The organism is Candidatus Nanopelagicales bacterium (assembly GCA_018003655.1).
In the GTDB taxonomy this organism is placed as follows: domain Bacteria; phylum Actinomycetota; class Actinomycetes; order S36-B12; family UBA10799; genus JAGNDY01.
The window spans coordinates 1-11,452 of record JAGNDY010000063.1; the positions used below are offsets into that span (position 1 = coordinate 1).

Genomic DNA, 11,452 nt, shown 5'->3' on the forward strand with positions numbered 1-11,452 from the left:
ATCGCGCCAGTCGCCGATCTTGTCGCTCGACGTTTCGAGTGACCAGCTCTTCCCCTGGAGCACCCCGCATCAACGACGAGGGTTGCTGGATGGTCGGCCAGGTACCGACGACCATCTCTCTGGAGCCGCAAGCGTCAACACGCGCGCGCTCGGATCTGTTCCCAACAGGAGATCAATCTTGAGTGCCGATGCCGCCGACTCCGCAGTGACGGCGGCTGATCTCCCATCACCCGGAGGAGTGAGGCTTCACCTCGAAAGGTCACCGTCGGTTGACGTTTTGGACGTGTATTTGTCCACTCGCGACTCAGGAGGGTTTCCAGGGTGTCAGGCCGCCAGATCCGTGTCATGGTGGCGCAATGGCGCGGTCGATCAAGCGAACAGCGCTTTCCCTGGCAGCAGGGCTCGTCCTGGTTCTGATTGCTGTGTTCGTTGGGCCTCAATCTGCTCAGTCCGCGGCCAGAACCGATGCGGTCGGCGCCGCAACGGTCAAGTCAACGCAACTGCGGAGTCAGAAGTCAGACAGGCCGTGCCGGGCCATCAATCGGAAATTCCCAGTTGGAATTGCGAAGAACCGGCGGGCCGCCAAGAAGTTCCGAAATCGAGGTCGGGTCCGACCGGCAGTGAGCCTGCGTGCCTACCGCCGCAATTCGCGCAAGGACCGCAACCGTGATGGGGTGATCTGCGGCATTGCCGCTCGTCCCCCCGCGGCGACGCCGACCGCTACGCCCACGCCCGCTCCGACCACGCCGGTCACTCCTCCCACGACACCGCCTGCCCCCACCACTCCGACACCGCCCACGCCGACGCCGCCAACGACCGTCCCTCCCGGTGGCAACGGCCTCACAGTCGTAGTCACGAGCCGCAACTCTTCCTACCCGGCGGACAAGACGTGGGTCTCGGCAACGGGCAACGGCTCGACCGCTGCTGAACTGCCACTCTCGCAACGTTCGTCATTCACCCTCGACAACGTCAGTTCGGGCCGGGTCTGGGTCACCCTCGGCCATCCGCTTGCATCGAAGGTGTTCCCGAGTCCGGACGCATCCGACGTCAGGTTCGATGCCGTCGAACTCACCTATCCCGGTGTCGCGAACCTCAGCGCGGTCGACATGCTTGGCATTCCGATGGACATCGAGACGTTCGATGCGGCCGGGAACCCGGTCGCGGCCAAGAAGTGGCGCTGTTACACCGACGTTGTGCAGGACTCAGTCCGTGCCAAGCTCACGGCCGCGGGCGGGGACTACAACAAGATCGTTCGTACCGATGCGCAGGGCAACTTTCTCCGGCTGGTCTCGCCGAACATTTCCAGTGGCCTGCACCCCAGCGGATACCCACGGTTCGATTCCTACGTCAGTTCTCTTACCGGTCAGCAACTGACCATCCGCGGATCGGCCATGGGCACGACCTACCGATTCACAGGGACGGTAGCTCCCGACGCGACCGACCCCAACGGACCTGGATCGATCACCCTGACCGACCAAGGACCCAGCCACCTCGGCCAGCTCTACGTGGCAGGCAGTTCGCTCGTTGGCAACAGCACCAACGACACGAACGGGATCTATGGGAACAACAGCCCGTACTACATCAACGGCGTCCGGCACAGCGGCAACGATGTGTACGGGGCGGTCTACCGAGACCTGGTCGCCGGTTTCACGTATGGCTTCTGGGGCAACCCCAGCTACGGCAACGACAGCGCGAACTTCAACGTCAGCAGTGATCCCGGACCCTTCGAGGCAGCGCAGCCGAACCACCCGTACTACAACGTTTGGGCCGCAACTCTGTGGCCGCTGACTGATGCGTACGGCTTTCCCTACGGCGATACCTTCAACGATTCCCAGGATCGCAACCCGATCGTCCAACTGCCGCACAATGGCACGCTTCGCATCACGATCGATCCCGACACGAGCCCAGCGGGCTGCCGGTCCCGCTAGTCCCAGCAGCGGTTGTGGCAAACGCATTGTCGGCGTGCGAGCGAACATCAACTCCCCTACGCTCACCGCATGCGCATCGCGAATCGAACCCTCGTTCTGGCAACCTCCGTAGCCGCAGTTGGCATCCTGCTGACGGCCTGCTCGTCGGACTCATCGAGTTCCACCAGCGCATCGCCGACCAACTCCGCGAGCGCAAGCGAATCCACCGGCAACTCCGTGGTCGCGCCGATCGAGGTGACCGGTGCGGGCAACCTCAACGTCAAGGTCGGCAACACCCTCAACGTCACCACTGCCGACGCCACCACGATCGCGACCAACAACACCTCGGTGCTCAAGGTCACGGGACCACGAACCGAGGGAGGCGCCTCGTTCAACGGTGGCGCCGTTGTGGTGGGTCAGGGAACCGCGAAGCTCACAGTCTCCGGTGACTCCGGCGTGCTGTACGTCGTCAACGTCACGGCTGAAGGCAGGGTGCCGAGCATCTCGCCTGGCAACCTCGGTTAGTCGCCAAGCTGGCCGCAGACGGAAGCGTCAACTGACCGATTGCGCCCACGCAAAGACGCAACTCCGGCACCTTTGTCGTCCGCCGCTTCTGCCGCCATCCCATCCGTACAAGTCCCCGCGTTTGCGCAGGGCGCGCGTGCGGGTTGTCCCGTTGAGCAGGTGAGACTGGCTGGCGGGGGTCTAATCTGTGACCCACCTCAAGGTCTTGAGGTGGATCGTCACGGCTTCGGCAGCGAGTTGGAGCAACGAGGAACGGAGGCGGTAATGGACACGCGGCCAGCGGCCCAGCAACCGGCACCCCAGTCGGCACCGGCTCAGCAGCGAGCACCCCAGCGATGAGCCAGAGTCGGCCCTCGTACCTCATTGCAACTGCCGATCAACCGCGGGCCAGGCGTGCCCGCGACGTCACGATGGTCGTTGTTGGCCTGCTGCTCGTCTCGTGGAGCCTGCTGGTCTTTAAACTTTCGGATCCGTTTCAGGACGCCCTCACCAAGTTCGCCCAAGCCCTGCCGGATTGGGCCGTGGCCCTGCTCGCCTTCGGATACACGCTGGGCCTTATCTACTCCATCGTTGTGATCGTCGTGCTGCTATGGAACCGGCGCTGGGCCGGGTTGCGCGACGTTGTCCTCGCCACTGTGATCTCGTCAGTTGTGACTCTGGTGTTGGTCGACCTCTTTGGTGATCTTTGGCCGACATTCATCAGCGAGTTCATGAGCGGTCCGATAAGAAGCCAGTTCCCGGTCTTGCGCGTGGCAAGCATCACCGCAATCCTCGTCGCGTCAACGCCCTTCCTCGCTCGACCGATTCGGCGGTTGGGCTGGTTCATCGTGTTTATCGTCAGTGCAGCGGCGGTGGTTTTGGCCATCAGCGTTCCATCAGGTGCAGTGGCAGCGGTCGGTGTCGGACTGGTGTCTGCTGGGGCTGTCCTCCTTGGGTTTGGGTCGCCCCTGGGCTACCCGGACACGAAGACGGTACGAGACGCACTTGCGCGGATCGGGTTGCCGTCCGACGACCTGGCGATTGCCCACGACCAGTCGTGGGGCGTCCGCCGCCTAGTCGGTCGATTGCGCGGTGGTGAGGCCATCGAGGTAAAGGCGTACGGCCGTGACGCGACCGATTCCCAGGTCATCGCCAAGCTCTGGCGCACGCTGCTCTATCGCGGCGGTGCCGGACGGATCACGCTGTCACGCGTGCAGTCGGTGGAGCACGAGGCGCTCGTCACGATGCTGGCGACGAAAGCCGGCGTCACCACACCCGAGGTCTGGGCCGCAGCTGCCGCCAGCGATGAGGTCGCCGTACTCGTCACGACTCAAGTCGGCACTCCTTTGGCATTGGTGCACGACCTCGCGGAGGTTGGGCCGCAGGCCTTGAGCGAACTCTGGCGCGAGGTGGCCCTGATGCACAACTCGGGCATCACTCACGGCAACCTCGATGCCCGAGCCGTGCGGATCAACGACGGAGCGTTTGTCATCAGCGACTTCGCCGACGGCTCGGTGGTCTTCCGCGACGCCGACGCTGCGCTGGATATCACGCACCTGCTATTCGCGACGGCCGGAGCTTTTGGGTCGGAGGTCGCGGTCGCCGCAGCCCTGGACGGAATCGGCGCGGAGAAGCTGTCGGCGAGCCTTGCCTACCTGCAACGGCCGGCATTCTCAAAGCACGAGTGGAACTCTGTCGAGGATCCCGGGCAGGTGCTAAAGGACATTCGGGCACAGGTGGCTGAGGTCACCGAGAGCGAGGTCCCAGAGCCAATCAAGCTGCGCCGCGTGAGCATCAAGGACATCCTCACGATCGTCCTGGTGTTGCTGTTCCTCAGCGCCCTCGTCCCACTCCTGACAGGGGTCGACTTCCCGCAAGTCTGGGCTTCGCTGTCGGGCGCGACCTGGTGGCTGGCGTTCCTGGCGCTGTTGGCCGGACAAGTGGCTTTCATTCCGATGGGCACGTCGATGATGTTCGCCGTCGGTCGGGCAATTCCGCTGCGGCCCATGACGATCTTGCAGCCGTCGTGTGCGTTCATGAACTTCGCTGTGCCGGGAATGGCAGGCCGGATCGCGATGGAGAGCGCGTTCCTTTACAAGTACGGAATCGCCCCGGCGGTCTCGGTCACCAAAGGGGCGGTCGACACGTTCGGCGGCTTTCTTGCTCAGTTGGCCATCCTGATCGTCGCACTGCTCTCCGGATCCCTGATCCTCGACACTTCGGCCAGTTCGGCTAGCGGCAGTGGCGGTAGATCGGTCTCGTGGGCAGTGGTCGCAGTTGTGGTCTTGCTTGCTGTGGCAACGATCATCGCGATCATCAAGGTGCCCAAATTGCACGATCGGGTGGTGCCGGTGGTCAAGAGCTCCTGGGGTGCGCTGGCCGAAGTTCTCAAGTCCCCGAAGATCGCACTGGGAATGCTTGGTAGTCAGTTTGTGGTGCAGGTTCTGTGGGGAATGGCACTCTGGCTGGCATTGAGGTCGTTGGACTTCCAACTCAGCCTGGTCTCTTGTACTGGCGTTGTCGTGGCCACCGCACTGTTACAAGGACTGATACCAGTTCCTGGCGGCATCGGGGTCGCGGAAGCGGTCATGACCGCATTCCTCGTTCCGCTCGGAGTGCCCGCCGAGGTCGCGATGGGCGCAACCATCATCTGGCGCGTTGCCACCTTCTACCTCCCCGCCACGCAGGGTTTCTTCACGTCAAAGTACTTGCAGCGACACGGGTATCTCTAGCGGGTCGGGGCAGTGCGCGGGTAGCGATCAGCGCGGCTAGCCCCCACCACCGAGATCAACGCGTCCTCCGGCGGCCCAGTCACGACGAGTGCGGTGTCCTCGTCGATCGCGTATCCGCACTGGCCTGGCAAATCGGAGAGCGCCGCCTGCAGTCGTCCGGTTGTCTGCCACGTGTTCGCGTGGACATCGACGCTGAAGTCGACCAGACCCAGCCCGTCTCGAACGGCAACCTCTTCGAGGTCCTCACCGGCTTCCGGCGGGCAGACGGGGGTGCCGCCGTGCAGCCAACCACCGACGACGGCATGGCTGGATGCGATCGCCGCTCCGGCTGAGAAGCCGAGGTACGGAACGTCGTTGCTGACTAACCACTGCCGCAACTCCTCGGCGACCGGGGCGAGGGCGTCGGCGTATGCCGGGGTGAGTCCCCCTCCAACAATCAACCCTGCGCATCCCTCCAGGGCCGCCACCTCCAGCAACTGGCCGACGGGTACCCCAATCACGCGAGTCTGAACGTCGCCGAGCGACTTCACCACCGCCGTGAAACGCGCGCCGACCTCGGCTGATTCGCCTGATTCATCAACGAGCACAACTGCCACTGCTGGCTCAGCACTACGACGACTGACTTGCTCGACGAACGGACCGTAGACGCTCTGCCGGTACTCGGGGTCCCAGCCGCCGCCGACCAACGTGATGTGCACCCTCGACACCTCCGATCCCCAGTGTTCGCACGGACAACTTCTATCGGCGGGATTAGATAGGTTAGGCTTACCTAACTAACTGCCTCATCTGAACTCATCCGAAGGGTACTTTCGTGCGCATTCACCTGGCTCTGGCCCTCGCCTTGCCACTTTCGGCGGGCGTCGCTGCTTGCGGGTCGACCGCAAGTGACTCGGCCGACGTCGACGCCGTTGTCTCGGTCACTTCCTCCGATACCACCTGTGAGTTGTCGACCCAGGACGCAGTCGCCGGACCGACGACGTTCCGAGTCAAGAACACCGGATCGCAGGTGAGTGAGTTCTACGTGTATGCCTCCGACGGGACGGCGATCGTCGGTGAAGTCGAAAACATCGGCCCGGGTGTATCCCGGCAGTTCGATGTCGCTCTGGACGCTGGCGACTACGTGACCGCCTGCAAGCCGGGGATGAAGGGCGATGGCCTGCGCGGCCAGTTCACCGTGGCCGAAGCAGACGCTGCCGTGGCTGCCGATCCGACTGCTGTCGCGGGATCGGCCGCTTACGTCGGGTGGGTCAACAGGCAGGCCGAGCAGCTCCTGGTGGGCACCAAGGAATTCGCTGCCGCGGTCACGAACGGCAACATCGCCAAGGCGAAGGACCTCTACCCACAGGTGCGGATGAACTGGGAGCGCATCGAACCGGTCGCTGAGTCCTTCGGAGACCTTGACCCGAAGCTCGATGCCCGCATCAATGACCTTGAGCCCGGCCAGGCCTTCACCGGTTGGCACCGCCTTGAGCGTGACCTGTGGACCACCGGGCTCAGGAAGGACAGCAGCAAGATCGCCGACCAAATGGTCAAGGACACCAAAGACCTCGTCTCCAGAATCGCCGTCCTGAAGCTCACCGCCGATCGCATCACCAACGGATCCAAGGAGCTGCTCGACGAGGTGGCCAGCGGCAAGATCACGGGCGAAGAGGAGCGGTACTCACACACGGACCTGTGGGACTTCCAGGCAAACGTCGAGGGGTCATACAAGGGCTACCAGGTGCTTGAGCCATTGATCATCGAACGCGACCCACAGTTGGCCAAGGAACTCGACAAGCAGTTTGCCGCGATGTTTGCCCTGCTCGATGAGTACCGGCAAGGCAACGGATTCGTCTCCTACACCGACCTTTCCGACAAGGACGTCCGGCTGCTGTCCGCGCAGTTGGAGGCCTTGTCTGAGCCGGTCTCGAAGATGACCGCCGTGGTGCTCCAGTGACCGTGAAAGTCGATCGGCGCGGGTTCCTCGGTGGGGTGATTGGCGGAGCCGCGCTGGGCGCTACCGCAGCGGCCGTGGTGACTTCTGGACCAGCGCGCGCGGAAGCGCGTTCCAGCGATGCGATTGCATTCGAAGGTGCGCACCAAGCCGGGATCGTGACACCGGCACAGGATCGGTTGAACTTCGTTGCCTACGACGTCACGACCACTGATCGGGCGACCCTGCGCGACCTGTTGGCTGAGTGGACCAATGCGGCGCGGCAACTGACGGCGGGGTTGCCGATTGGACAGACCGGTGCGGTGGACGGAAACGTCCACGGACCGCCGGAAGACACCGGTGAGGCGCTTGATCTTCCGGCGGCCGGGCTCACGGTGACGATCGGATTCGGCCGGAGTCTGTTCGACCGACGGTTCGGCCTGGCCAATCGTCGCCCAGCAGCGTTGGTTGACATCCCCGCATTCCCGCTCGACGAGTTGGACCCAGCCGCGACCGGTGGAGACCTCTGTTTGCAGATCTGCGCATACGACGAGCAGGTCGCATTCCACGCAGCGCGTCAGTTCACCCGCATCGGTGCTGGCGTAGTGAATCCTCGCTATGTCCAGCATGGTCATGTGCGGACTTCAGGAGTCCAACCCGCGTCCGGGACGCCGCGAAATCTGATGGGCTTCAAGGACGGAACCAGCAACGCCAAACCGGACGACGCCGACGCTATTTGGGCGGGCGGCTCCGACTGGATGTCAGGTGGTTCGTATCTGGTCACCCGCCGGATCCGCATGATGATCGAACCCTGGGATCGGACCTCGCTCATCGAGCAGGAGGAGGTCATCGGCCGGACCAAGGGAGTCGGCGCTCCGTTGGGGTCTGCCACCGAACACGCCTCGCCAGACTTCGGCGCGCAGGCAAACGGCAAACCGGTGATTCCGGCGGATTCGCACATTCGGCTGGCGCACCCTGATCACCACGGCGGGGTCCGCCTGCTGCGGCGCGGCTACAACTACACCGACGGCATCGACCGAACGGGCCGCATCGACGCAGGCCTGTTCTTCATGGCGTACCAGGCGGACCCTCGACGCGCGTTCATCCCCATTCAATCGATGCTGGCCGCCAAGGATTCGTTGAACGAATACATCAAGCATGTTGGCTCTGGCATCTGGGCATGCCCGCCGGGCATTCGGCCAGGGCAGACCTGGGGGCAAGCACTGTTTGGCTGAGCGGGTGAGTGTGCTGGGGATCGAGGGGATTGTCTGCTGTGACGCCACGCCTCCTAGGGGGCAGCGACCTGACGAAGCGGAGGCATCTTCCGACGCTTGTTTCCGTTGTCCCTACTTCGTGGCGACGATGCAGCGCGCCACGCCTGGAACCGTTACCGTGCCGTCCTTTTCGTAGGCGCTGACCTTGGCGATCACGTCGTTCGCGATCCGCTCCCGCGCGGGCTCGTCAACCTGTCGAAGCGCTGCCGCCGCGAGCGAAACGTGTTCGCTCATCACCTCCCAATACTGCGCGGGTGATTGCGTCACGAGTTCGACGTCGATGTCCCATTCGGCCACATCGCGCAGGCCCGCGGCCTCGTACAGGGCACTGACAAACCGAGGGGCAGCGCAGCGGAACATGTTCGGCCCGTCCGGATCGGGTGGCGGCAGCACCACCTCGATCGCGATTGCCTGCATGGCGATCGTCGTCCACGGGTTCTCGTCGGGCTTGACCCACACCGACGAGCACAGCCGCCCGCCCGGCTTGAGGACGCGCGCGAACTCGGCCGTCGCCTTGGCCACGTCGGGGAAGTACCTGTAGCCGAACCGGACCGAGATGCTGCTGATCATCGGTGATGGCGAGTCGGTCGATCATTCCGGTGCTCACCGGACTCAGCTGATTCATGATGATCGAGTCCCACTTGTCCCAGCTCGCAGAGAGCCAAGCCCATGTCGCTCGCTGAGCGTCCCGGACCTCCTCGTCGCTCGGCATTGGCCCTCCCCGCGGTTCGGATGCGTCCATCGAACACCAAGGAAGGCGTGACTGGAAGGGCTGATCGGGATGCTTGGCCGGTTGGACGCCAGCAAGTCCCAGCAGAAGTTCGAGACCGCAATCCCGTGTCTACCCGCTTGGCCGCATGGATCCCAATTTGACTGTTCAATGGCGGTCGGCTTTGGTGTAATCGAGCTTGTTGGCGACACCGGAATCGATGTCAGCGCACCGAGCCCTGTGGGCGCGCTCGCAGCGACGGGAGGAGCAGGCAATCGCAACATCGAATCACGCATCGGCAACGCGCGGCCAAGCGCTGATTGGCCGGGACACGCAGGTTGCTCAGCTAGCGAACGCCGTGGACGCCGCGATGGCAGGCCAGGCTCCTGCCGTTGTTGAGGTTCGCGGTGAACCTGGGATCGGGAAGTCCACACTGCTGGACGTACTTGCCAGTAGCGCTGCCGAACGGGGCCTGTCACTAATCCGGACTTGGGCAGAGGCTGGTGAGCAGGAATTGCCGTTCGGCGTGCTTGTCTCGCTGTTTGACCCACTGCTCAGCGAGCCCGCTATAGCAGCCCAACTCGACCCATATGACCGGGCTGATCTGGGCACTGTCTTTCCAGGGCTTAGAGAGTTCGCTGCGGATTCAGAAGGTGCGCCGATTGACCGTCACCTGGTTTCGCGAGCACTGCGCAGCGCGCTCGGCTCACTTGGGCAGAACCGGTCCGGGCTTGCGGTGATTGTCGATGACCTTCAGTGGGCTGATGAACTCTCTCGATTTGTACTCACATCGCTGGCTCGCCGCGGGATCGGATCACCGCTGGTCGTGGCGTATGCAACACGATCAGGAACCAGTGCTGCGGGGATAGCGATTCGCGGGGATCGGTCGGATCCGGTCTATCTGCTTGAGGTCGCCCCCCTTGATCGTTCGGATGCCGTCAGGTTGCTTCGCGCACTTTCATCAGATCAGCGCGAGCTTGCACTTGACCTCGCGGAGGGAAACCCGTTCTACCTCACTGAGATCAGTGCACGCGGTGAGGTTCCACGAATCAACTCGGGTAACCGATCGACCAGCATTCCCCCGGCCGTAGCGACAGCGATCGGCATGGACTGCGAAGGCCTGTCGGCCAACGCTCGACGTCTACTCGACGCGGCGGCGGTGCTCGGAAGCCCGTTTACCCTGCACAGAGCGGGAGCGTTGGCCGAGATTGCGGACCCGGGTCAGGTGACCGACGGCATCGATGAACTCTCGGATCGATCGCTCGTTGTGCAGGCGCAAAATCCAGGCGAGCTTCGCATTCGCCATGCGCTCGTGGAAGCCGTGTTGTACGAGTCGCTGCCGCAAGGCTCTCGGCTAGCACTTCATCGCAAGGCTGCAACTCTTCTGACGGCCGAGTCCGCCAATCCACTGATGGTTGCTTCACATTTGGAACGCTGCGCCGCAACTGGGGACTCCGACGCGATTGACGCAATTCGCGATGCTGCGGTGAGTGTGCAGTCGTTGTCACCGCAGAGCGCGGCTCGACTGTTTGCCTCAGCGATTCACATCACTGCTGAGGCCGGCCCACAGGTCACTACCGGCATCTGGCTGCGCTCGGCCAGGGCGGATTGCCTATTCAGAACCGGGCATTTCCAGCAGGCCGCGCAGGAACTCGCGGAGGCCTTGGAACGCACATCGCCGGACGATAACGACACCCGCGTGGCACTGATCGCGGCCAAGGCGCGGGTGGAAATGTGGCTCGGACAAGAGGACGTTTCGTGGCACTGGCAGTCGAGGGTGTACGAGAAGCTGCCGCCAGGACCGTCCCCGCAGCGCGCCGTCATGGAAGCAATGCTCATGGCCTCGCACTTTGCCCAGGCAGACCTGACCGAAGCGCGAGATTTTGCCGAACGTGCCCGCCGCAGTGCTGCATCCGTTGAGCCGGCCTGGCTAGCGCTGAGTATCACGGCATCGGTGGCCAACATCATGGCCTCGCTCGGGGAATCAACCATAACCAGCACGCTGTGCGATGAGGCGCTGGAGATCCTTGACCGGGTGCCCGACGACGAACTCCCTTATGCAGTCGATGGCCTGATCATGCTGGGGGCGGCGCTGGCGGGACTGAACCGGCAAGATGAAACGCTGCGGGTCGCGCGACTCGCCGGCGACCTCGCTCGCCGAGCGGGCAACCCGATCTTTGAGTCATGCGGCGATTTGCTGATCGCAGACGTCCTCGTCTCGCGCGGCCAACTCGACGGTGCCAGTGAAGCGCTCGAAGACGTCTGGGAGATGGCGAAGTCGATCGATAACGTCAACCTCCAGTGCGAATCGCTGGCGCGCAGAAGCCTGGTCGCGGGTTTGCGTGGCGATTGGAGCACCGCGAAGTTCCTGGTCGGCCAGTGGGAAAAGCTCATGGAGCAGGTCACCGACAAGC

At 63.5% G+C, this 11,452-nt stretch carries 8 protein-coding genes and 1 riboswitch; of the genes, 6 read left to right on the plus strand and 2 right to left on the minus strand.

Going from position 1 to position 11,452, the window contains the following annotated elements; translation table 11 throughout:
- Window positions 1–10: 10 nt before the first annotated feature.
- Window positions 11–126: riboswitch (SAM riboswitch) on the minus strand.
- Between the two features lie 230 nt (window positions 127–356).
- The 3 genes from KAZ48_08760 to KAZ48_08770 all read left to right on the plus strand — a co-directional run bounded on the left by KAZ48_08760 (window position 357) and on the right by KAZ48_08770 (window position 5,143).
- Window positions 357–1,928, plus strand: a complete 1,572-nt coding sequence (locus tag KAZ48_08760) for a hypothetical protein (GenBank protein ID MBP7972879.1) — start codon at window positions 357–359, stop codon at window positions 1,926–1,928.
- A 69-nt stretch (window positions 1,929–1,997) separates the two neighbouring features.
- Window positions 1,998–2,432, plus strand: coding sequence for a hypothetical protein (locus tag KAZ48_08765; GenBank protein ID MBP7972880.1), 435 nt, complete (start codon window positions 1,998–2,000; stop codon window positions 2,430–2,432).
- 335 nt (window positions 2,433–2,767) lie between these two features.
- Window positions 2,768–5,143 carry a flippase-like domain-containing protein gene (locus KAZ48_08770; GenBank protein ID MBP7972881.1) on the plus strand — a complete coding sequence of 792 codons (2,376 nt, stop codon included), beginning with the start codon at window positions 2,768–2,770 and terminating at the stop codon, window positions 5,141–5,143.
- Here KAZ48_08770 and KAZ48_08775 read toward each other — a convergent pair.
- Complete coding sequence (locus KAZ48_08775) at window positions 5,140–5,841, minus strand: Type 1 glutamine amidotransferase-like domain-containing protein (GenBank protein MBP7972882.1); 702 nt, start codon at window positions 5,839–5,841, stop codon at window positions 5,140–5,142. The two genes, KAZ48_08770 and KAZ48_08775, sit on opposite strands and share 4 nt — an antisense overlap.
- A 113-nt stretch (window positions 5,842–5,954) precedes the next feature.
- Between KAZ48_08775 and KAZ48_08780 the strand changes: the two genes are divergently transcribed.
- Complete coding sequence (locus tag KAZ48_08780) at window positions 5,955–7,079, plus strand: cupredoxin domain-containing protein (protein ID MBP7972883.1); 1,125 nt, start codon at window positions 5,955–5,957, stop codon at window positions 7,077–7,079.
- Window positions 7,076–8,290 (plus strand): deferrochelatase/peroxidase EfeB, encoded by a 1,215-nt coding sequence (gene efeB / locus KAZ48_08785; GenBank protein ID MBP7972884.1) that lies wholly within the window; start codon window positions 7,076–7,078, stop codon window positions 8,288–8,290. Before KAZ48_08780 ends, efeB begins: the two co-directional genes overlap by 4 nt.
- Window positions 8,291–8,401: 111 nt before the next feature.
- Here efeB and KAZ48_08790 read toward each other — a convergent pair whose 3' ends face one another.
- Window positions 8,402–8,899, minus strand: coding sequence for a class I SAM-dependent methyltransferase (locus KAZ48_08790; protein ID MBP7972885.1), 498 nt, complete (start codon window positions 8,897–8,899; stop codon window positions 8,402–8,404).
- Window positions 8,900–9,258: 359 nt separating this feature from the next.
- Here KAZ48_08790 and KAZ48_08795 point away from each other — a divergent pair.
- Window positions 9,259–11,452: AAA family ATPase (locus KAZ48_08795; GenBank protein MBP7972886.1), on the plus strand; the 2,194-nt coding region annotated here is incomplete at its 3' end.